Annotated in this window: 20 protein-coding genes and 1 pseudogene; all 21 read right to left on the reverse strand. The window is 74.4% G+C overall.

Annotation, left to right across the window (positions count from 1 at the left end; all coding sequences use genetic code 11):
• Positions 1-758: 758 nt before the first annotated feature.
• Positions 759-860, reverse strand: a pseudogene (locus THESUDRAFT_RS15320) (translation initiation factor IF-2 N-terminal domain-containing protein); the annotation flags it as partial.
• The gene (locus THESUDRAFT_RS11340) at positions 826-1,200 is read right to left on the reverse strand and encodes a L7Ae/L30e/S12e/Gadd45 family ribosomal protein (RefSeq protein WP_006904934.1); all 375 of its coding nucleotides are present in this window, start codon (positions 1,198-1,200) and stop codon (positions 826-828) included. The pseudogene THESUDRAFT_RS15320 and the gene THESUDRAFT_RS11340, both read right to left, overlap by 35 nt.
• A complete protein-coding gene (rnpM, locus tag THESUDRAFT_RS11345) occupies positions 1,187-1,480 on the reverse strand; it encodes an RNase P modulator RnpM (RefSeq protein ID WP_006904935.1) in 294 nt (97 codons plus the stop codon). Before rnpM ends, THESUDRAFT_RS11340 begins: the two co-directional genes overlap by 14 nt.
• Positions 1,481-1,486: 6 nt before the next feature.
• Entirely contained in the window at positions 1,487-2,908 is a 1,422-nt protein-coding gene (gene nusA / locus THESUDRAFT_RS11350) for a transcription termination factor NusA (RefSeq protein WP_006904936.1), read from the reverse strand.
• Positions 2,909-2,988: 80 nt separating this feature from the next.
• The gene (locus THESUDRAFT_RS11355) at positions 2,989-3,450 is read right to left on the reverse strand and encodes a ribosome maturation factor RimP (protein ID WP_006904937.1); all 462 of its coding nucleotides are present in this window, start codon (positions 3,448-3,450) and stop codon (positions 2,989-2,991) included.
• A 522-nt stretch (positions 3,451-3,972) separates the two neighbouring features.
• Positions 3,973-5,244, reverse strand: a complete 1,272-nt coding sequence (locus THESUDRAFT_RS11360) for an MgtC/SapB family protein (protein ID WP_006904938.1) — start codon at positions 5,242-5,244, stop codon at positions 3,973-3,975.
• Positions 5,245-5,332: 88 nt separating this feature from the next.
• Positions 5,333-7,093 carry a proline--tRNA ligase gene (locus THESUDRAFT_RS11365; RefSeq protein WP_006904939.1) on the reverse strand — a complete coding sequence of 587 codons (1,761 nt, stop codon included), beginning with the start codon at positions 7,091-7,093 and terminating at the stop codon, positions 5,333-5,335.
• 367 nt (positions 7,094-7,460) lie between these two features.
• The gene (gene ispG, locus THESUDRAFT_RS11370; RefSeq protein WP_006904940.1) at positions 7,461-8,867 is read right to left on the reverse strand and encodes a flavodoxin-dependent (E)-4-hydroxy-3-methylbut-2-enyl-diphosphate synthase; all 1,407 of its coding nucleotides are present in this window, start codon (positions 8,865-8,867) and stop codon (positions 7,461-7,463) included.
• A 192-nt stretch (positions 8,868-9,059) separates the two neighbouring features.
• Positions 9,060-10,091: an RIP metalloprotease RseP gene (gene rseP / locus THESUDRAFT_RS11375; protein ID WP_242823422.1), complete on the reverse strand. Its 1,032-nt coding sequence runs from the start codon at positions 10,089-10,091 to the stop codon at positions 9,060-9,062.
• Positions 10,092-10,190: 99 nt separating this feature from the next.
• The gene (locus THESUDRAFT_RS11380; RefSeq protein ID WP_006904942.1) at positions 10,191-11,711 is read right to left on the reverse strand and encodes a 1-deoxy-D-xylulose-5-phosphate reductoisomerase; all 1,521 of its coding nucleotides are present in this window, start codon (positions 11,709-11,711) and stop codon (positions 10,191-10,193) included.
• A gap of 109 nt (positions 11,712-11,820) precedes the next feature.
• On the reverse strand, positions 11,821-12,768 hold the full coding sequence (locus THESUDRAFT_RS11385; RefSeq protein WP_006904943.1) for a phosphatidate cytidylyltransferase: 948 nt from the start codon (positions 12,766-12,768) through the stop codon (positions 11,821-11,823).
• Positions 12,762-13,979, reverse strand: a complete 1,218-nt coding sequence (locus THESUDRAFT_RS14775) for an isoprenyl transferase (RefSeq protein WP_006904944.1) — start codon at positions 13,977-13,979, stop codon at positions 12,762-12,764. Before THESUDRAFT_RS14775 ends, THESUDRAFT_RS11385 begins: the two co-directional genes overlap by 7 nt.
• A complete protein-coding gene (locus tag THESUDRAFT_RS11395; RefSeq protein WP_006904945.1) occupies positions 13,963-14,499 on the reverse strand; it encodes a PASTA domain-containing protein in 537 nt (178 codons plus the stop codon). Before THESUDRAFT_RS11395 ends, THESUDRAFT_RS14775 begins: the two co-directional genes overlap by 17 nt.
• The gene (frr, locus tag THESUDRAFT_RS11400; RefSeq protein WP_006904946.1) at positions 14,496-15,050 is read right to left on the reverse strand and encodes a ribosome recycling factor; all 555 of its coding nucleotides are present in this window, start codon (positions 15,048-15,050) and stop codon (positions 14,496-14,498) included. Before frr ends, THESUDRAFT_RS11395 begins: the two co-directional genes overlap by 4 nt.
• Positions 15,047-15,769, reverse strand: a complete 723-nt coding sequence (gene pyrH / locus THESUDRAFT_RS11405) for a UMP kinase (RefSeq protein WP_040827823.1) — start codon at positions 15,767-15,769, stop codon at positions 15,047-15,049. Before pyrH ends, frr begins: the two co-directional genes overlap by 4 nt.
• A 197-nt stretch (positions 15,770-15,966) precedes the next feature.
• Entirely contained in the window at positions 15,967-16,563 is a 597-nt protein-coding gene (gene tsf, locus THESUDRAFT_RS11410) for a translation elongation factor Ts (RefSeq protein ID WP_006904948.1), read from the reverse strand.
• A 239-nt stretch (positions 16,564-16,802) separates the two neighbouring features.
• Positions 16,803-17,504, reverse strand: a complete 702-nt coding sequence (gene rpsB / locus THESUDRAFT_RS11415) for a 30S ribosomal protein S2 (RefSeq protein ID WP_006904949.1) — start codon at positions 17,502-17,504, stop codon at positions 16,803-16,805.
• Positions 17,505-17,755: 251 nt separating this feature from the next.
• A complete protein-coding gene (locus THESUDRAFT_RS11420) occupies positions 17,756-18,490 on the reverse strand; it encodes a hypothetical protein (RefSeq protein ID WP_006904950.1) in 735 nt (244 codons plus the stop codon).
• A gap of 154 nt (positions 18,491-18,644) precedes the next feature.
• The gene (locus THESUDRAFT_RS11425) at positions 18,645-19,175 is read right to left on the reverse strand and encodes a hypothetical protein (RefSeq protein WP_006904951.1); all 531 of its coding nucleotides are present in this window, start codon (positions 19,173-19,175) and stop codon (positions 18,645-18,647) included.
• Between the two features lie 4 nt (positions 19,176-19,179).
• Complete coding sequence (locus tag THESUDRAFT_RS11430; protein WP_006904952.1) at positions 19,180-19,956, reverse strand: FliA/WhiG family RNA polymerase sigma factor; 777 nt, start codon at positions 19,954-19,956, stop codon at positions 19,180-19,182.
• A gap of 65 nt (positions 19,957-20,021) precedes the next feature.
• Positions 20,022-20,684, reverse strand: a complete 663-nt coding sequence (locus tag THESUDRAFT_RS11435; protein ID WP_006904953.1) for a flagellar brake protein — start codon at positions 20,682-20,684, stop codon at positions 20,022-20,024.
• Positions 20,685-20,701: the final 17 nt, after the last annotated feature.

Genomic DNA, 20,701 nt, shown 5'->3' on the forward strand with positions numbered 1-20,701 from the left:
GCCGGCCCGGCCGCCGCCCCAGGGAGCGCACCGGCTCCCGGACGCCCTCCGGCCGGCGCGGCCGGACGCCCGCCGGGGGCTTGTGCACCGCCCGGCCCGGCCCCCTGCCTGGGCGCCACGGGCCCCCCGGGCGCCCCCGGTGCACCGGGGCGCGCTGCGCCAGAGCCCGGGCCCGCCCGGGTAGCCGGTGCTCCCGGCCCCCCGCCGGGCCGGGAGGGAGCCGCAGGCCGGGTGCTCATGCCGTTGCCCGCCCCGCCGGGCGCACCCGCCCTCCCGGCAGCGTGCTGCGGGCCGGCCGGCCGGCCCGTTCCCGCCGCTGCCCCGGGCGCGGCCCCCTGGGCACGGGCATCACCCGGCCGCCCGCCGGCGGGCGGCCGGCCTGCTGTCGCCGGGTTCGGCATCCCGCTTGGCCTGCCGGCCCCCGGCGCGCCGCCGGCAGCTGCGCCGGCAGGCCGGGGGCCCGAGCCCGCTGCCGGCCCGCCCGGCCGGGAGGCCGGCGGCGTACCCGGCCGGGATCCCTGGGCCGCGGCCGGAGCCCGCCCGCCGTTGCCGTCCGTTGCTGGTGGCGTGCCCCGGCCCGCGGCCGCCCCGCCGGTCCCGCTGCCGGATCTTCCAGGTCCCCCGGCCGGTGCGGCGCCGGACCTCGGCGTACCCCCGTTCTGCGATCCCTGGCCTGCAGGCCCGGAGTCGCCGCGCAGAATCTGGGTGATCCGGCGCGCCACCTGGTCGTTGATGGTGCTCATGTGGTTCTGGATGTCGATGTTCAGCTCGTCGTGCAGGATGCGCAGGATCTCCTTGCTCTGCACACCCAGCTTGCGAGCCAGTTCATAGATGCGAATGCTGCGTGACAAACGGCTCACCCCCCGATTCTGCGCCCGTTCCTCCGGCCCCGGCCGTTAGCCGTTCCCGCAGGGCTGCGGCCAGTCCCTTGTCCGTCACGGCCAGCACCGCGCACTGGGGCCGGCCGGCTAGCGCACCCAGCTCGCCCTTCCCGCCCCACACCACCAGGGGCACGGCATCCCGGGCCGCCAGCCGCGCGAAGCGGCGGTGGCATGCAGCCCCTGCATCGGCCGCCACCACCACCAGCGCCGCCCGCCCCTGCTGGAAGGCGTGACGGACGGCGTGATCCCCCGCCGCCAACCGGCCGGCGCGGCGGGCCAGCCCGATGAGTCCCCGCGGATCACCCCTACCGCCCGGCACCGGCATCCGCTCCCGTCACCAGTTCCGCCAGCTGGCGCCGCAAGGCCTCCACCGCGGCGGCGTCCAGATCGATCTTCAGCGCCCGTCCCAGCTCCCGAGCCCTCAGGGCCCGGTCCAGGCACGCCGGGTCGGGACAGAGGTACGCTCCCCGCCCGGCCCGCCGGCCCGTGGGGTCGAAGACCACCTCACCCTCCGGGGTGCGCACCACCCGGAGCAACTCCCGCTTGGGCCGCACTGCCCGGCAGCCGATGCAGGTCCGCTGCGGAATGTGCCTTGGCACGGGCCGTCACCTCGATTCCGGGCCGGGCGTGCCCGCGCGCGGGCTGCCATCCTGGTCCTCCGCCGGCCCCTCGCCGTCCCAGTTGCCTGCCGTCCCGTCGCCTTCCTCCCAGCGGCTGTCGCCGCCGTCGCCGGCCGCATCCCAACCGCCGGAGCCATCCTCCCCGGCCCATTCCTCAGCGGCCCCGGCGCCGTGATCATCCCCGCGGTCCCCGTCGCCAGACCACCAGTCCCAGTTCTCGCCGCCCGCACCGCCGCCGTCGCCGGCGTCGCCGAAGGCCCCGCCGCCGAACAGCTCGTCCAGGTCGTCGTCACCGGCGGTGCCTTCCCGACCCTCCCCGCCGGATCCGGCCAGCACGGCGTCGATGTCCCAGTCGTCCTCCCGGGCCAGCCACTCGGCCGCCTGGGACTCGGCGTGGATGTCGATCTTCCAGCCCGTCAGCCGGGCGGCCAGGCGGGCATTCTGGCCTTCCTTGCCGATGGCCAGGGACAACTGGTGGTCGGGCACGATCACCCGGGCCACCCGCGTCTCGGGTTCCAGGATCACCCGGGTCACCTTGGCCGGGGACAGGGCGTTGGCCACGAACTGCTCGGGTTCCTCCGCCCAGCGGATCACGTCGATGCGCTCGCCCCGCAGCTCCGCCACCACCGCCTGGACCCGGGCGCCCCGGGGCCCGACGCAGGCCCCCACGGGGTCGACCCGCTCGTCCCGGGTGTCCACGGCCACCTTGGCCCGGACGCCGGGTTCCCGCACCGCCTCCTTGATCTCTACGATGCCGTCGTGGATCTCCGGCACCTCCAGCTCGAAGAGGCGCTTGATCAGGTTGGGATGGCTGCGGGAGATGAGGATCTGCGGCCCCTTGGGGGTCTTGCGCACCTCCACGATGTACACCTTGATCCGGTCGCCCGGCCGGTAGCGCTCGCCGGGAATCTGCTCCGACGGGAACAGCACCGTCTCGGTCCGGCCCAGGTCGACGAAGACGTTGCGCCCCTGCACCCGCTGCACCACGCCGGTGACGATGTCGCCCTCGCGGGCGATGAACTCTTCATAGATGAGGTCGCGCTCGGCCTCGCGGATCCGCTGCAGGACGACCTGCTTGGCGGTCTGGGCGGCGATGCGGCCGAAGTCCCGCGGCGTGACCTCCTGTTCCACCACGTCCCCGGGCTTGTAGCGGGGGTCGATCTCCCGGGCTTCGGCCACGCTGATCTGGGTCGAAGGATCCTCCACCTCCTCCACCACGTCGCGGCGGGCCACCACCCGGATCTCGCCCGTCTCCCGGTCGATGCGCACGGCCACGTTCTGGGCCGTGCCGAAATGGCGGCGGAAGGCCGCCACCAGCGCCGCTTCGATCGCCTCCAGCAGCGTATCCTTGTCGATGCCCTTCTGCCGCTCCAGATCCTCCAGCGCCTCAATGAATTCCGCATTCATGGGCGGCCAGGCGCCTCCTTTCCCCTGACACCGGACCCGTCGCCCTGGCCGGGGACCGCGACGCATTCCGCGTCCACGGCCTAGATCCGCACCTGAAGCTGGGTCTTGGCCACCGCGTCGCGGGGAATGCGGTGGATCCCCTCCCGGCCGGCGACCACCACGTGCCCGTCTTCCAGTCCCTCCAGGCGACCCTGGAATCGCCGCCGGCCGTCCACGGGGCGGTAGGTGGTCACCTCCACCTCGCGCCCCCGGAACCAGGCAAACTCCCGATCGTTGCGCAGGGTGCGGTCGAGGCCCGGGGACATGACCTCCACCACCACGTCCTCGGCCAGGCCGTCCACACCCTCCAGCACCGGATCCAGCGCCTCGCTGAAGGCGGCGCACTCATCCATGGTCACGCCGCCCTCCCGGTCCACCACGCACTGGAGGAACCAGCGCCCGCCCTCCCGGCGGTACTCCACGTCCAGCAGGACCAGCCCCCGCTGCTCGGCCAGGGGCTCCGCCAGCTGGGCGACGGCCGCCTCCACCTTGCGGTTGCTCACCCTGTCGCCTCCCCGCGGGTGGCCCGCCGGACCGGCCTGCCCCGGCCGCCCGGCGTCCCCCGGGCGTTCCCCGGCGGGCGGGCCGGTCCCGCCACCCGGCTTACACGACACCGCCCCATAACGATCGAAAAGAGTGGGCGCAGAACCCACTCTTCCGGGACCATCGCTGGTTGGCGGCATGGCCCGGCGGGGACGAACCAGCCACCTTCCGGCCTACCGCCGGACCCCGCAACGGGCGCCCGCGCCGGCCACGGGGCCGGGCGCACCTGCCCAGAAGCAAGACCAGCGCCCTGAGGGCGCTACCTTGGGGCGAGTATACCACAGGCCCCAGGGGCCGGCAACCAAGCTGCGGTCCGGGGCTGGAGGCTCCGGCGCCCGGCTCCCCCGGGCAGCCGGGCCCGGGCCCGCACCAAGCTCCGGCCGACGTCAGCCCAGCCTGCGTCTGCGCCAGGTCGCCGAAGGCGTCGCCGGGGGCCGGGACCTGATCATGCCGCGGCAAGCCCCGCCCCACGGGCCGGCCCGCTACGGCGCCAGGCCGGTGGCCGCCAGGAAGAGGGGGTTCAGCAGCAAGCCCAGCCCCCCCGCCACCACCATCCCTACGATGGTGATCAGGAGCTGGCGGCCCAGGGCCGTGCCCCGGGCCGCCCGCTGGACGATGGGCACCAGGATGACGGCGCTGGCCAGGGAGGCCAGAACGGTGCCGTAGGCGGCCTGGGACGGTGCGATCCGGCCCTGGGCGGCCAGGTTGGCGGCGGTGGCGGCGCTGGAGGCGCTGGACACCAGACCGCCGAGGAAGCTCACGCCGTAGAACCCGGCGGTGCCCAGGTACCGCTGGCCCAGGGTGGCGATGACGTTCAGCACCAGAAACACCAGCCCGAACTCCAGGGCCGCCCGCACCGAAAAGGGCGAGGTCAGCCGGACCTCCGGCGCTTCTTCCCCGGCCGGCACCCGGGCCCGGGCGGCCAGCACCAGGGCGAGGACCAGCATGAGCCCCACGGGCAGGAGGCCGTAGGGCAGGGCCACGGGAGCGAACAGGCCCAGGACCAGGCCGTTGCGGATGAACATCGCCGCCTTGGCCAGCATCACGCCGCGGAAGGCAAACCGCTCCAGCGGCGGGTTCGCACCGACCTTGAGGGCCATCTCGGCCACGGTGGCGGTGCTGTTCACCAGCCCGCCCAGGAAGCCCGTGTAGGTGACGCCCCGCGCGCCGTAGACCCGCAGGAGCACGTAGTTGGCGAACCCGATGGCCGAGATCAGCACCACCATGAGCCACACCCGGCGCAGGTCGAACAGGCCCCAGGGGTCGACGGGCTCGTCCGGCAGGACGGGCAGGATGACAAAGGAGATCACCCCCAGGTAGATGGCCGCGTGGACCTCGTCCCGGGAGATCAGGGCCGTCCAGCCCACCAGCTCCTCCTTCCAGGAAAGCAGGAGCAGCATCAGGATGGTGGCCGCCACGGGCGTGAAGATCTGGCCGCGGCCCACCAGGATGCCGTTCAGGGCGGTGAGCAGGAGGGCCACGGAGGTGGTGATCTCGACGCTTTCGTGGGCGCGCAGGTTCTGCCAGCTGTTGATCAGCACCACCAGGGCGGTGAAGGCCAGGACGGCCAGCATGAAGGGCAACCGGTAGGGCGGTTCGGTGGAGGCCGCCAGGGTCCCGGCCAGGGCGGTGAAGGCGAAGGTGCGCATACCCAGTTCCTTGCCCGCCCGGTGCCGCTCCAGGCCTACCAGGAGGCCCAGGGCCAGGGACAGGGCCAGGCTTTGCAGGTCGACCCAGCTTGCTTCCGGCCGCATGGCCGCCCTCCTTCGCCTCCCGGACCCGGCGGCCGCCCGCCCCGGCCCAGGGCCTGCCGTCTCCCTCCGCTCTCCGGTGCGGGCCTCCTTAACGCTTGCCCACCGAGCCGTCCCGCCGGTTCAGCTCATCCAGGGCCTGCCGCACCCGGCGAGCCACCTCGGCCGCCGCCTGGTCCACCGGCACCGGCGTGGCCCGGCCGGTAGCCCGTTCCACCACCTCGACCTTGCCCTCCACCAGGCCGCGCGGCCCCACGGTGACCCGCAGGGGGAACCCGATCAGGTCGGCGTCGTTGAACTTGACGCCGGGCCGCTCGTCCCGGTCGTCCAGCACCGCCTCCACGCCCGCCTCGAGCAGCTGGCCGTAGACCCGCTCGGCGGCCTGGCGCTGGTCGGGTTCGGCATAGTTGACCGGCACCACCACCACGTGGTACGGCGCCACGGACATGGGCCAGATGATGCCCTTCTCGTCGTGGTGCTGCTCGATGACCGCCGCCACCGTCCGCGTGATGCCGATGCCGTAGCAGCCCATCACCATGGGCCGCTCCTGGCCGTCGGCGTCCTTGAAGGTGCAGCCCAGGGCCTCGCTGTACTTGGTCCACAGCTTGAAGATCTGGCCCACCTCGATCCCCCGGGCCGCGGCCATGGGCGTGCCGCACTCGGGACACGCGTCGCCCGCGCCCACCAGGCGCAGGTCCGTCACCCGGTCGGGGGTGAAGTCCCGGCCCGGGTTGACGTTGAAGAAGTGGTAGCCTTCCTCGTTGGCGCCGCAGGCGGTGTTGCGCAGGGCCATCACTTCCTCGTCGGCCAGCACGGGCACGCCCTTGAGGCCCACCGGCCCCGCCGACCCCGTGGGGGCCCCGGCCACCTCCAGCACCTCCTCCCGGGAGGCCATCCGCACGTCCAGGGCGCCGGTGGCGTTCTTCAACTTCACCTCGTTGAGCTCGCGGTCCCCGCGCACCAGGGCCGCCACCAGCTGAGGATCCCGCCCGTCGTAGATCGCCCAGTAGAACAGGATCTTGATCTGGCGCTGGGGCGGGATGCCCTCCGCCTCGGCCAGCTGGGCGATGGTGCGGACGCCCGGCGTGGCCCGCTTCTCCAGGGGCCGGGGCGCCTCGTCGACGGGCGGGGCCAGGCGGCTGGTGGCCTTCTCCACGTTGGCCGCGTAACCGCACGCATCGCAGTATACGATCAGGGCCTCCCCGTAGTCCGCCAGGGCCATGAACTCGTGGGTGCCCGAGCCGCCGATGGCGCCCGGATCGGCCGCCACCGGCCGGAAGACCAGGCCGCAGCGGCTGAAGATGCGTCGGTAGGCGTCGTCCATGGCCTGGTAGCTGCGCTCCAGCCCCTCGGCATCGACGTCGAAGGAGTAGGCGTCCTTCATGATGAACTCCCGGGCGCGCATCACGCCGAAGCGGGGCCGGATCTCGTCCCGGTACTTGTTCTGGATCTGGTAGAGCAACAGGGGCAGTTGCCGGTAGGAGCTGACCGTGGCCCGCACCAGGTCGGTGATGATCTCCTCGTGGGTCGGCCCCAGGCAGTACTCGCGGCCGTGCCGGTCCTTGAGGCGCCACATCTCCTCGCCGTACTGGGCCCAGCGGCCCGTCTCCCGCCAGAGCTCCGCCGGCTGGACGATGGGCAGGCCGACCTCCAGGCCGCCCTTCCGGTTCATCTCCTCCCGGACGATGGTCTCCACCTTGACCACCGCCCGCCGGCCCAGGGGCAGCCACTCGTAGATGCCGGCCGTCACCCGCCGGATCAATCCCGCCCGCAACATCAGGCGGTGGCTGGCGATCTCCGCTTCGGCCGGGTCGTCCCGCAGGGTGGGAATCAGCAGCCGGGTCCACCGCATGGGCTCCGCCTCCCGTCTTGCATCGCGGCTCCTGGTTGCAGGCTTGGCTGCAGGCTGGGCGGCCGGGGCCGCCCAGGGCGCCCTGGCCCCGGCCCTGGGGGTCGTTCCCAGGGCACGGGTCCCGGTCCGGGGCTTTCCCGCGACACCCGCCGCCCCGCCGGCACCCGGGCGCCAAAAAGGCCTTTCGCCCGCGTCGGACGAAAGGCCGGCACCTGTGACCCGGAACGTCGACGGCCGGGCTCGGCCTGGGAGACCCTCCGGCCCAGCGCCCCAGGGCCTGTCCTGCCACCTTTCTCCTCTTATTCCTACCATGTCCCTGGGGGCCGAACAAGATTCGGCCGGCGGCGGGGCCGCCGGTGCGGCCGGTCTACGTGCCGGCGGCCCGGCCACCGGCGCGGCCGGCCGGGGTACCGGCGGCGGGCCTGCCGGGGCGTCCTCCCCCGCTGCGGGCTGCGGGTCCTGCGGCCTCTCCGCCGGCATCCTCCTCGCCGCGGCGGGTCGGAGCCGCCGCTTCCCGACCGGCCGGAGCGGCCGCCCCCTTTCCTTCCCCGTTACGGCCGAAGCGGCGGGCGACGTAGTCCTCCAGGATCTGGAGAAACCGCGGCACGATGTCGTCGCCCCGCAGGGTGGTGTACTTCTCGCCGTCGATGAAGACCGGAGCGGTGGGCTCTTCGAAGGTGCCCGGCAGGGAGATGCCGATGTCGGCGTGGCGGCTCTCCCCGGGGCCGTTCACCACACAGCCCATGACCGCCACCTTCAGGGTCTCCACGCCGGGGTAGCGCCGGCGCCACTCGGGCAGGCGCCGCTGGATGTAGGCCTGCACGTCCCGGGCCATCTCCTGGAAGAAGGTGCTGGTGGTACGACCACAGCCGGGGCAGGAACTGACCTGGGGCACGAAGGTCCGCAGGCCCAGGGACTGGAGGATCTGCTGGGCCACCCGCACCTCCTCCGCCCGGTCGCCGCCCGGGGTGGGCGTCAGGGAGATGCGGATGGTGTCCCCGATCCCCTCCTGCAGCAGCACCGCCAGGCCCGCCGTGCTGGCCACGATGCCCTTCATGCCCATGCCGGCCTCGGTAAGGCCCAGGTGCAGGGGGTAGTCGCAGCGGGCCGCCAGGGTGCGGTAGACGGCGATCAGGTCCTGGACCTCGGAGACCTTGGCGCTGAGGATGATGCGGTCATGGGGCATGCCCAGTTCCTCCGCCAACCGGGCCGAGCGTAGGGCGCTCTCCACCATGGCCTCCAGCAGAACTTCCCGGGCGCTGCGGGGGTTGGGCCGGCGGGCATTGGCATCCATCAGTTCCGTCAGCAGGTCTTGATCCAGGGAACCCCAGTTCACCCCGATGCGCACCGGCTTCTCATACTTCAGGGCGACCTCGATGATCTGGGCGAAGTTGCGATCCTTTTGCCGGGCGCCCACATTCCCCGGGTTGATCCGGTACTTGTCCAGGGCGCGGGCGCATTCGGGGTAGCGGGTGAGCAGCACGTGGCCGTTGTAGTGGAAGTCGCCCACCAGGGGCGTGGCATACCCTGCCGCCCGCACCCGCTCCACGATGCGGGGCACCGCCGCGGCCGCTTCCTCCCGGTTGACGGTGATCCGGACCACCTCGCTGCCCGCCCGGGCCAGATCAATGACCTGGGCGGCGGTGGCCTCGGCATCGGCGGTGTCGGTGTTGGTCATCGACTGGACGACCACCGGGTGGTCGCTGCCGATGGGCACCGGGCCCACCCAGACGGTGGGCGTTCGCCGGCGCGGCTTGGGGCCGAGTTCCATCATGGGGGCTCCTTCCTCCGGTCAAACCAGCGCGCCCGCCCGGCCGGGCCGCCGGTCTGCGATCACCCGCCGGGGGGCACCCTGCCGGGGCGGCGGGTGCGGCCGCCCGCTGGGGCCGCCCGCCGCCGGGCCCCGGCCGCCTGCTGCGGGGCGCGGGGCCGGCCCGCCGGCGTTCTGGGGGCCACCCCCGAGCGGTCACGACGCGTTCAGTCGCAAGAGATCGCGGTAGGTGATCACGATGGCCAGCAGCATCAGCAGGGCAAAGCCGACGAAGTGGATCAAGTTCTCCTGCTCCGGATCCACCGGCCGCCCGCGGACCGCCTCCACGACAAGGAACACCAGACGGCCCCCGTCCAGGGCCGGGACGGGCAGCAGGTTGACCAGCGCCAGGTTGGCCGAAAGGATGGCCGCCAGCAACACCACCTGGCTCAGTCCCACCTGGGCCGCCTCGCCGATCTGCTGCCCGATGCCCACGGGGCCGATCACGTCGAACCCGCCGCGCCCCGTCAGCATGTGGACCAGCGCCGTGACGAACCCCGCCGCCACCTGCCAGGTCGCCTGGGCGCCGCGGCTGACGGCTTCCACCACCCCGGTGCGCACCGTCTCCACCAGGGGACGGATGCCGACCACACCGGTTCCCGGGCGCCGGGGATCGGAGCGGGGCGTCACCTGGACCGCCAGTTCCCGGCCCTGGCGCTGGATGGTGAGCTGGACGGGCCGGCCGGCCGCCTCCCGGATGGCGGCCACCACCTGGTCCCAGGACTCGACCGGCCGGCCGTCGATGGCCACGATGCGGTCTCCGGGCTGCAGGCCCGCCTCCGCCGCGGGGTAGCCCGGCACCACTTCCCCCACCACGGGCCGCGCCACGGGGACGCCGATGACGGCAAAGACCAGGGCGAACAGCACGATGGCCAGGGCCACGTTCATCAGCGGCCCCGCGGCGATGATCTTCACCCGATCGCCCAGGGGCCGGCCGAGGAAGCGCCGCTCGGGCGGGACGTCCTCCAGCCCTTCCTCGTCGGGCTGCATCCCCGCCATGCGGACGAACCCGCCCAGCGGCAGGAGCCGCAGGCTGTACTCCGTCTCGCCCCGGCGCACAAAGGCCAGCCGGGGCCCGAAACCCAGGGCGAACTCGTGGACCAGCACGCCGCTTCGCTTGGCCGCCCAGAAGTGGCCCAGCTCGTGGATCACGATGAGCAGCGCGAAGACGGCGATCGTCCAGATCACCGTCAAGGGGGTCTCACCTGCCCTCACCCGTTGGGTCCCCGCCCGCCGGAGGCCTGCTCCGGCCCTGCCCCGGGGAGCGGAAGGCGCCCCGGCCCGTTCTTATTCCGCCCGCCCCGCTTCCCATGCCCCTGCCAGCAGGGCCCGCGCCTCCGCCCGGGCCCAGGCGTCGGCTTCCAGCACGTCGTCCAGGCCGGTCACCGGCCGGGGCCGGTGCCGGTCCAGCACCGCCGCCACCGTCTCGGCGATGCCCGGAAAGGGCAGCTTCCCCGCAAGGAACGCGGCCACCGCCTCCTCGTTGGCAGCGTTGAGCACGGCCGGTGCCGTTCCCCCTGCCTGCAGGGCCTGGTAGGCCAGGGCCAGGCAGGGGAAGGTCCCGGTGTCCGGCTCTTCAAAGGTCAGCATGCCCGCGGCGGCCAGATCCAAGCGCTCCACCAGCCGGGGTCCACGTTCAGGATAACACAGGGCGTACTGGATCGGCTGGCGCATGTCGGGCCGCGCCAGGACGGCCACCGTCGCCCCGTCCACCAGCTCCACCAGGCCGTGGACGATGCTCTGGGGGTGGACCACCACGGCGATGCGCTCGGCGGGCAGGCCAAAGAGCCAGTGGGCCTCGATGACCTCCAGGCCCTTGTTCATCAAGGTGGCCGAGTCCACGCTGATCTTGGCGCCCATGGACCAGTTGGGGTGGCGGACCGCCTCCGCGGGGGTCACGCGGGCCAGGGCCTCCCGGCTCCAGCCGCGGAAGGGACCGCCCGAGGCGGTGAGGATGAGCCGCTCCACCTCCTCGGCCCGGCGACCCTGCAGGCACTGGAAGAGGGCCGAGTGCTCGCTGTCCACCGGCAGCAGACGCACGCCGCGGGCAGCCGCCACCCGTGTCACCAGGTCCCCCGCCGCCACCAGGGACTCCTTGTTGGCCAGGGCCACGTCCCGGCCCGCCTCCAGGGCCGCCAGGGTAGGGCGCAGGCCGGCGGCGCCGGTGATGGCGGAAAGGACGCGCCGGGCGCCCGGCCAGGTGGCCAGGACCTCGGCGGAGCCCGGTCCGACCAGGACCCGGACCCCTTCCCGTTCGAGAACCGGCTTCCAGCGGCGACCGGCCTCCGGGTCCTCCAGGGCCACCACCTCGGGCTTGAGGCGGCGCACCTGTTCCAGCAGGCGGGCGCCGTCGCGCCCCGCGGCCAGGCCCACGGCCCGCAGCCGGCCCGGCATCCGGGCGATGACGTCGGCCGCCTGCCGGCCGATGGACCCGGTGCTGCCCAGGATCACCACGCCCGTCCCGGCGCCGGCTTCGTCCCGCGGGCCGGGCTCCCGCCGCCGGCCCGCCACGGGCCCGCCCGCTCCACGGCAGCCGGACGGCCCTGCATCACCCCGAACCGGTTCCGACAGAGGCGGCTGGGTGCTGCCCGCAGCGGGCGCTGCGGCCGGTTCCTGCGCCCGCCGGCCCGCCGCCGCCACCGGCGCTATGCTCTTCAACGGTCCTTCCGCCTCCCCCTTGGGTTCCCCCGCCAGGCTCTGGATGCTCCCGCCAGCCGCCGCCGCCCCGGATCCCCGGGCTCCGTCGCCCGCAGCTTGCCGGAGCCGGTTGCCCCCGGGCACCGGCGGCCGGCTGCTCCGCACCCCCACGCAGCGGGCCCTCCCGCCGGCCTCCCCCGATCCTCGCGGCGGCCTCCCACCCCCGTCCCGGACGGGGCCTCCGGCAGGAATCGGGTGGCCGCGACGGTCTCAGCCCCGGCTACCGCCACGGCTGCATCCACCAGTTGAAGAGGAGCAAAGCCGGCAGCAGGCTGTCGATCCGGTCCAGCATGCCGCCGTGCCCCGGCAGCAGCGCTCCCGAATCCTTCAGGCCAGCCCGCCGCTTCCAGTAGGATTCGAAGAGGTCACCCGCCTGGCCTGCGACGGCCACGGCCGCGGCCGCCGGCAAGAGGCCGGCCGGGTCCACATCCAGGAGGCCGGCCAGGGCGATGGCCACCAGCAGACCGGCCGCCAGGCCACCCGCTGCCCCCTCCCAGGTCTTGCCGGGGGAGATGCGCGGCGCCATGCGGTGGCGGCCCACCGCCCGGCCGACGAAGAAGGCGGCGATGTCCTGGACCCACAGGATCACCAGCGGCACCAGCAACCAGGCCACCCCCGCCCGGCGCAGCCAGAGGGCATGGGCCAGGGGCACCCCGACCCAGAGGGTGACGGCCGCTCCCAGCAGGGCGGCCCGGGCTGAGGCGGCAAAGACGGAGCCGCCCTGCCCGGGATTCCCCATCCCCGGCAGGCCCCCGCCGGGCCCCGGCCTGGCCCAGCCGGACCCAGGTCCCGCGCGGTGGAACCCGGCGGTCATGGCGGCCGCCAGGGCGGCCGCCATGACCGCCCCAGCCCCGCCCGCTGCCATGGCGACCATGGCCGGACCGGGCAGCAGGGCCAGGCTTACGCTCGGCAGGGCCCCGCCCAGGGCACAGGCACCGCGCACCGCCGCGGCCGGCCGGGCAGCCCGGTGGCGGGCCGGCGGCCACCGCTCCGCCGGTGCGGCCCGCCGCCCGCCGGTCGTCCCTGCCGCCAGCAGGCCCGCGGCCTCCCAGCCCGCCAGCAGGCCCACCACGGCCAGCAGGGCAGCCAGGGCCGGCCCGCCCCGGGCGACGGCCCACAGCACCGGCGGCAACAGCAGGACGGCGGTGACGACCCGTGCCTTCAGCATGGAGCGGATGCGCCCCCGCCGCTTGCGGGCCGGGGACTGCCACCGCCTCCCGGCCGGGATCCCCCGCCCCTCGCCGCCCGGCTGCCGGCGCCGGCGCCGGCCCCGGGTCCGGCGCCGGCCGACACGGCGCCGTCACCGTTGCCCGCTGCGGGGCGGCCGGCCTGCAGCACCGCACCGTCCCCACCGGGCACCGCCCGCTCCCCGGCAGCCGCGTCCGGCCCCGCCGCCGGGCCCGCTGCCCGCTGCGGCGCCGCGGGGCCAGCCGGGCCCGCCGCCGGACCTGCCCCCTGCGGCCCCGCAGCGTCCGCCGTACCCGCCGCGCCGGGCGCCGCCGGCCGGCCGGAGGAATGCTCCCCCTCGCCGGCCAGGTCACCGGCCAGGGCGGGCTGCGTCCCGTCCCGGGCCCGGGCGCCCGCCCCGGGACCCAGGCCCCCAAAGCGCCGCTCCCGCCGCGCGAAGTCCTCGATGGCCTCCACCAGGTGCACGGGGCGGAAATCGGGCCAGGCCACGGGGGTGAACCAGAGCTCGCTGTAGGCGATCTGCCAGAGCAGGAAGTTGGAGATGCGCCACTCGCCGCTGGGCCGGATCAAGAGGTCGGGGTCGGGCAGGTCCGCCGTTTGCAGGTGGGCCGCCAGGACCGTCTCGTCGATGGCCGCAGGATCGATCTCGCCCCGGGCGGCGCGCTCGGCCACCAGCCGGGCAGCCCGGGCCAGCTCCCAGCGGGCGCCGTAGTTGAGGGCCAGCACCAGCACCATGCGGCGGTTGTGGCGGGTGGTCTCCACCGCCCGCAAGACCTCCCGCCGCGGCAGCGCCGGCAGCCCCGCGGGGTCGCCGATCACCCGGATCTGCACGCCGTTGCGGTGAAGCTCGTTGAGGTCCCGGCGGATGTGCTCCACCAGGAGGCCCATCAGGGCGCGGACCTCGGCCGGCGGCCGCCGCCAGTTCTCCGTGGAGAAGGCGTAGAGGGTCAGGACCTCCAGGCCGATGTCCCCGGCGAAGCGCACGATCTCCCGCACGCTCTCGACTCCGGCCCGGTGGCCGGCCACCCGCGGCCAGCCCCGGCGCTGGGCCCAGCGACCGTTGCCGTCCATGATGATGGCCACGTGCCGCGGCATCCGGCCCAGCGCCCGCACCCGGTCGATCCGGCGATGCAGTTCCACCTCCTCCGGCCGGGGCGCTGCCCGGCCTTGCCGCTCAACGGGATGGGTCACCGGCTCCCTCTCCTTCTCTCCCGGCTGCGTCCCGCCCGGCCCCGCTCCCTTGCTCCGCGGCACTCGCCACGCCCCGCCCGGAGCGCGGCGCCCCGGGGCCGGTGCCGGCTCCACCCGGCCGCGGGGCGGCCGTCTCCGCGGGGCCCGCCTTGACCGGGCCTGCGCCCCCGTCCCCCGCGGCGGCGCCCGCCCCGCCGGGCGCACCGGCATCCAGGGAACCCCCGCTGGGCGGCCCCCAGCTCCCGGCGGCCGCCTCGCCCAGGGCGGCCTCCAGGTCCGCCCGCGGCAGGGGGGGGAGGGGAAAGGCCGCCACCAGGAGCCGCACCTGGCCGGGCGCCTCGCCTGCCTCCGCCCGCACCACCCGCCACAGGGTCAGCCGGGGGCCCACCTGGCGGGCCCGGCGCCGGGCCGGTTCCTCCGGCGCGGCGGTCACCGTGACGGTAACGGAAAGACCTGCCCCTGCCAGGCGCCGGCGCGCTTCCGCCAGGGGCAGGCCCACCAGGTCCTGCAACGGCGTCACACCTCGCGGATCTCCTTCTCCTTGGCGGCCAGCAGCTCGTCGATGCGGGCGATGATCCGGTCCGTCAGCTCCTGCACCTTTTCCTGGGCGCGGCGGATCTCGTCCTCGGAAAAGCCCTCGTCCTCCAGGTCCTTGAGGTCCTCATTGGCCTGGCGGCGCAGGTTGCGCACGGCCACCCGCTCTTCCTCCGCCATCTTGCGTACCCGCTTGACCAGCTCGTTGCGGGTTTCCTCCGTCAGCGGCGGCAGCACGATGCGGATGACCTGGCCGTCGCTGGAGGGGTTCACCCCCAGGTCCGACTTGGCGATGGCCCGCTCGATCTCGCCCATCACACCCTTGTCCCAGGGCTGGACCACCAGCATCCGCGGCTCCGGTGCGGTGATGGTGGCCAGCTGGTGGATGGGCATGGGCGTGCCGTAGTAGTCGACCCGGATCTTCTCCAGCAGGGCCGGCGTAGCCCGGCCCGCCCGGACCCCGGCCAGTTCCCGGCGGAAGTTCTCCACCCGCGCCTCCATCCGTTCCCGGGTCTCCCGGAGGATGTCCTCGATCACCGGGGCTCCCCCCTGACGTATGTACCGATGTTCTCGCCCAGAACGGCCCGGCGCACGTTGCCGGGGACGCTGAGATCAAACACCCGGATGGGGATGTTGTTCTCCATGCACAGGGACGTGGCCGTCGAATCCATCACCCGCAGGCCGCGGTTGAGCATCTCCAGGTAGTCGATCTCGTCGATCTTGCGCGCGTTGGGATCCAGGCGCGGGTCCGCGTCGTAGATGCCGTCTTCCTTGGTCGCCTTGAAGAAGATCTCCGCCTCGATCTCGGCGGCCCGCAGCGCCGCCGTGGTATCGGTGGAGAAGTACGGGTTCCCCGTCCCGGCGGCGAAGATCACCACCCGCCCCTTCTCCAGGTGGCGGATGGCCCGCCGCCGGATGTAGGGCTCGGCCACCTCCTTCATCTCGATGGCCGTCTGGACCCGGGTGTCGACACCGTGCTTCTCCAGCGCGTCCTGCAGCGCCAGGGCATTGATCACCGTGGCCAGCATCCCCATGTAGTCGGAGGTGGCCCGGTCGATGCCCTTGGCGCTGCCCTGCACGCCCCGCCAGATGTTGCCCCCGCCGACCACGATGGCCACCTGGACGCCCAGGTCGACCACCTCCCGCACCTGGCGGGCGATGGAGTCGACGACATCGGGGTCGATGCCGTACCCGCCGCCGGCCAGCATCTCACCTGACAGCTTCAGCATGATCCGCCGATAGCGGGGGCGCGGCATGCCGTTGTCCGGCCGGCTGTCCGGGCGGCCCTCCGGGCGGCCCTCCCCGCGGGCCTGGACCGGCCCGGCCGCGCCGCTCCCCGCCGGGCGGGATGGCTGTCCCTCGGTCTGGCTGCGCTCCACGGCTCCCCGACCTTTCTCCCACCGCCGCCGGGCCACCCGGAACGGGACGAGCCCGCCGGGCAGGCCGGCCCGCCTCAGGCGCCGCCCAGCTCGAAGCGGACGAACCGCCGCACCCGGATGTTCTCACCCAGCTTGGCGATCGCCTGCTTGATCAGGTCCCCCACGGTGATGGAGTCGTCGCGGATGTAGGGCTGCTCCTCCAGGCAGACCTGGCTGAAGAACTTGTCCAGCCGCCCCTCGACGATCTTGTCGACGATGTGGGCCGGCTTGCCCTCGGCCTCGGCCTGGCGGCGCAAAACCTCCCGCTCCTGCTCCACCACCTCGGCCGGCACGTCGTCGCGCCGCACGTACTGGGGCGCCGTGGCCGCCACCTGCATGGCCAGCTCGTGGACCAGCTGCCGGAAGTCGTCGGTGGCCGCCACGAAGTCCGTCTCGCAGTTCACCTCGATCAGCACGCCGATGCGGCCCTGGCCGTGGATGTAGGCGTGGACCAGGCCTTCCGCCGTCTCCCGGCCGGCCTTCTTGGCGGCGGCCGCCATCCCCCACTCGCGCAGCAGCTGGGCCGCCTTGTCCAGATCACCGCCCGCCTCTTCCAGGGCCTTCTTGCAGTCCATCATGCCGGCGCCGGTGCGCGCCCGCAGTTCCGCCACCTGCTTTGCGCTGACCGCCATGGATGGCCTCCTTCCTCCCCTGCTCCCCTGCCGGGCGGGGGGCCGGAACCGGGGCACAGCCGCGGCGGCGTGCCTCCGCCGGTTCCGCCCCCGCCGGTTCCTCCGGCCGGGTCCGCTTGCCTCACGAGCCGTGACCGCCCTCCCGCCGGCCGGCGTGACGCGTCCCGTCGCCGCACCGGCCGGGCCCCACCTGGGCCCTCGCCGCCGGCATCAGGCCCGGGGTGGCCGGCCGCCCGGGGTCAGGCCTCGACCACCTGGACGCCCTGCTTGCCCTCCAGCACCGCGTCGGCGATCTTGCCCGTGATCAGCCGGACGGCGCGGATGGCGTCGTCGTTGCCGGGGATCACGTAGTCGACCTCTTCGGGATCGCAGTTGGTGTCCACGATGGCCACCACGGGGATGCCCAGCTTGCGCGCCTCGGAGACAGCGATCTTCTCCTTGCGGGGGTCGACCACGTAGACGGCGTCGGGCAGGTCCTTCATGCCCTTGATGCCGCCCAGGTACTTCTCCAGCTTCTCCTTCTCCCGCAACAGGCGCGCCACTTCCTTCTTGGGCAGCCGGTCGAAGTGGCCCTCGGCTTCCATCTGCTCCAGCTCCGCCAGCCGGTCGATGCGGGTGCGGATGGTGGCGAAGTTGGTCAGGGTGCCGCCCAGCCAGCGCTCGTTGATGTAGAACTCGCCGCAGCGCGTGGCCTCCTCGGCGATGGCCTCGCGCGCCTGCTTCTTCGTCCCCACAAAAAGAATGCGGCCGCCCTGGGCGACCAGCTCGCGGACGAAGTGGTACGCCTCGTCCAGGAGGCGCACCGTCTTCTGCAGATCAATGATGTAGATCCCGTTGCGCTCCATGAAGATGTAGGGGCGCATCTTGGGATTCCACCGGCGGGTCTGATGGCCGAAGTGCACACCCGCTTCCAGCAGTTGCTTCATGGCCACGACCGGCACCGGCCTCACCTCCTCGCGGTTGGTTCCTCCGCCCCCTTCGCCGGAGTGCGGAACCGGCGCGCCGCTGCGCCGCCAGCCGGCACCGCCGCACCCCTCCGGGGGCGTGTGATGTGCCTGCCACCGGTTCACCGGCCTCCCGTTGCGGCCCCGCAGCCCCGGCAGGCACTGCGGAGCTGCTGCCGCCACGGCGGTGTCCGGGCGCAAGCCGTTCGGTAGTATATCACAGGGTTTCCGGTGCGCCAACGAAGGGGCTAGCGCAGGGGCTGGGGACCGCCGGCGGGCGCCGCCGCCCCGACCATCAGGGCGGGCGTCCCGCCCTGCGGGGTGGAACCGGGGGCGAGTGACCAGGACCAGGAGGACCACGGCCGGGAGGCCGGCGGGGCAGGCGACGCCTCCCGGACCCGGGTGTCGCCTGGGGACCGGCGGCCGGCGGGAGCCGCGGGCTCCGCCCCACCGTAGGCCGGCGGCGGGGAGCCGGTGTTCAGGCGGATGTAAACGGGGATGGCCAGGGGCAGCCGGTTCACCGGACGAACGGGCACCGGCTGCTGGGCCAGGCGGGTCGCCAGGCCGTCCACCAGCTGGCGCCCCAGCTGGCGGCTCCACGGCCCGGACCAGGCGGCCAGCTGCTGCGGATCCAGCTGGGCGCCGAGCTGCCGGCGCAGCTCCTCCTCCAGGTGGCGCTCCAGGGCGGCCGCCGCTTCAGGCGGCAGCTCCAGCCGCACCCCGTAGACGATGATGCCGGCCTCCCGCAGCCGGGAAGCCAGCTGGGCGGCGATGGCGGCAGGCAGCTGCTCCTTGAGGGGGTTCATCACGGCCGGCAGCTGGCGGCGGACGGCCTCCTGCACCGCCGCCTCGGCCGCTGCGGCCAGGGGCCCGGCTTCCACCTCCACCGTCAGGCCCCGGCGTACCAGGTGCTGGATTCCGGCCGCCGTCACCAGGGCGGCCACCAGCAGGCCGCAGGTGAAGCCCAGCCAGAAGCCGCGCATCCCCTCACCCCCTGCCTGGCATAGTATGCCAGCCTTGTCCCGGCCTATGCGGCCGGCCCAGGCAGGTCGACCCGGCCGGGCGGGCCCGGTGGCCGGCGACGGGCAGGGAACGGGCGGCGGGGGCAGGGTCGTGGAGGCCCGCCCCGGCTCGGGATCACACCGTGCGATCCAGCTTCAGGCCCTTCCGTGGAAGATCCTCGGGCACCGGGCGCTTCCCCCGGGCCGCTGCGGGCGCCGGAGCTCCTCCGCCGGCGGCCGCCGGCTCGGCCCTGGCGCCGGGCACCGGACCGGTGGGAGCCGGGATCGCCGCCCCGCCCTCGGCTCCGCCCGGCGCCTCCCCCTCGTCCGGGTCCGGGGCCGGCCGGCCCCTGCCGCCGGACCGCCGGCCATTCCCCCGGTGACCCGTTCCCGAGCGCCCGCCCCCACCCTCCCCGGGACGCCGGGGCCGGCCACCGGCGCCGGCCGCCCCGGAGCCGCCGGATCCGGGTTCGTGCCCGGCCCGCCCTGCCGCCTCCCCGGCGCCGGCCCCGCTCACCTGGCGGCGCCGCCGGGCCTCGTCCAGGGTTGCGGCAAAGCGCTGGGCCTGTTCCTCCCCGCGTCCGGCCTCGGCCGGCTGGCGCTGCAGCCGCTGGGCCTCGGCCGCCGACTGGATGGCGTGGGGCCCGTCCAGCCCGCCGATGCTCACCCCATCACCCCCCGTCCCCGCCCAGGCGGGCCCGCAAGCGCAGGATGGCCCGGGTGTGCAGCTGGGAAACCCGTGACGGGCTGACCCCCATGACCTCGGCGATCTCCTTGACGGTCAAGCCTTCATAATAGTAAAGGGTGATCACCAGCCGCTCCCGCTCGGGCAGGACCGCCAGGGCCTGGGCCAGGCGCTGGCGCAGGTCGGCCAGGGTGGCGGCCGCCAGGGGGTCGGCCGCCCCGGGATCGGCCAGCCGGTCCAGCACCGCCGCCGGGTCGTCGGACTCGCTGCGCAGCACGTCGTCCAGGGAGATCACGGTGGTGCGGGCCAGGTCCTTGAGGAGCTCGCCGAATTCATCAGGTGTCAGCCCCAGCTCCGCCGCCACCTCGGCATCCTCGGCAGGCCGGCCCAGCCGGTTCTCCAGCCGCCGGTAGCAGGCCTCCACCTCCCGGGCCCGCCGGCGCAGGCCCTGGGGTACCCAGTCCATGGCCCGCAGGCCGTCCAGCATGGCGCCGCGGATCCGGGTGTAGGCGTAGGTTTCGAACTTCACCCCCCGGGAAGGGTCGTAGCGCTTGATGGCCTCCATCAGGCCGAAGATGCCGTAGCTGATGAGATCGTCCAGCTCCACCTGGGGGGGCAGGTGGACGACCAACCGCCCCGCCAGGTAGCGGACCAGAGGCAGGTGCTCCCGGATCAGGGCTTCCCAGCTCTCGGGATCCGCCGCCGTCCGGTACCGCCGCCACAGTTCCGCCCGCTCCTGCCGCTGTTTCAACTCCGCGGACACCCTGCTCCCCCCTCCGGCTTCCTCCCCCGGCCGGTCCGGGCCCCGGGCCGCTCCGGCGCCGGGGCTCAGCCCAGCACCCGGCGCCGCCGGGCCTGCTCCGCCAGGATGAACCCGGCGATCCGGTCCTGCACCCGCGGGTCGATCTCCACAAACTCCAGGCCCACCACCGGCCCGTCGCCGGGTTCCACCCGCACCACCCGGGCCGTGGCCTGGGCGGCCCAGCCGGGGAAGGCCAGGTCGACCCGCACCAGTTCGCCCGGGGGCACGGGCCGGGACAGCTGGGCCCGGCAACCGCCGCCGCTGACGTCCAGGGTCCGGCCTTCCACGACCTGAGCCGGATCGCCGCGCCGCTCGATGCGCACCGGGAGGCGCAGGTCGATCCGGACCCACTGCCGCCGCTGCACCCGCTCCACCCGCCGGGGCCAGGCCACCACCAGCTCCGGCTCCGGTTCCACCCGGGCGCCGGCCACGGCGCTGACGAAGCCGAAGAGGCCCCGGGCCGCCTCCCGGTCCTGGGGGTCCCGGTACACCACCTTGACCGCCTGGCCGGGCCGGGGCAGCACCCAGCGCTGCCGGGCCATGGGCAGGGCCAGGACCAGCCCCTCCGCCGCCGTCCCCAGGACGTGGGTGCGGTAGGGCCCCGGACCGTGGCCCGGCGGCGCTTCGCCGACGAAGGTCACCTCCACCGGATGGTTGGTCTCCAGCGGCAAAGGCTCCACCCGGTCCATCCCACTCCCCCCACTCC

Source organism: Thermaerobacter subterraneus DSM 13965 (assembly GCF_000183545.2).
Lineage (GTDB): Bacteria > Bacillota > Sulfobacillia > Thermaerobacterales > Thermaerobacteraceae > Thermaerobacter > Thermaerobacter subterraneus.

What these genes read in the sequence shown, in the direction of transcription:
- THESUDRAFT_RS11435 (WP_006904953.1), bottom strand. Translation starts at nt 20,684, where the DNA reads ATGGACCGGGTGGAGCCTTTGCCGCTGGAGACCAACCATCCGGTGGAG.
- THESUDRAFT_RS11385 (WP_006904943.1), bottom strand. Translation starts at nt 12,768, where the DNA reads ATGCTGAAGGCACGGGTCGTCACCGCCGTCCTGCTGTTGCCGCCGGTG.
- pyrH (WP_040827823.1), bottom strand. Translation starts at nt 15,769, where the DNA reads ATGCCGCGCCCCCGCTATCGGCGGATCATGCTGAAGCTGTCAGGTGAG.
- tsf (WP_006904948.1), bottom strand. Translation starts at nt 16,563, where the DNA reads ATGGCGGTCAGCGCAAAGCAGGTGGCGGAACTGCGGGCGCGCACCGGC.
- THESUDRAFT_RS11420 (WP_006904950.1), bottom strand. Translation starts at nt 18,490, where the DNA reads ATGCGCGGCTTCTGGCTGGGCTTCACCTGCGGCCTGCTGGTGGCCGCC.
- ispG (WP_006904940.1), bottom strand. Translation starts at nt 8,867, where the DNA reads ATGATGGAACTCGGCCCCAAGCCGCGCCGGCGAACGCCCACCGTCTGG.
- THESUDRAFT_RS11360 (WP_006904938.1), bottom strand. Translation starts at nt 5,244, where the DNA reads ATGCGGCCGGAAGCAAGCTGGGTCGACCTGCAAAGCCTGGCCCTGTCC.
- nusA (WP_006904936.1), bottom strand. Translation starts at nt 2,908, where the DNA reads ATGAATGCGGAATTCATTGAGGCGCTGGAGGATCTGGAGCGGCAGAAG.
- THESUDRAFT_RS11365 (WP_006904939.1), bottom strand. Translation starts at nt 7,093, where the DNA reads ATGCGGTGGACCCGGCTGCTGATTCCCACCCTGCGGGACGACCCGGCC.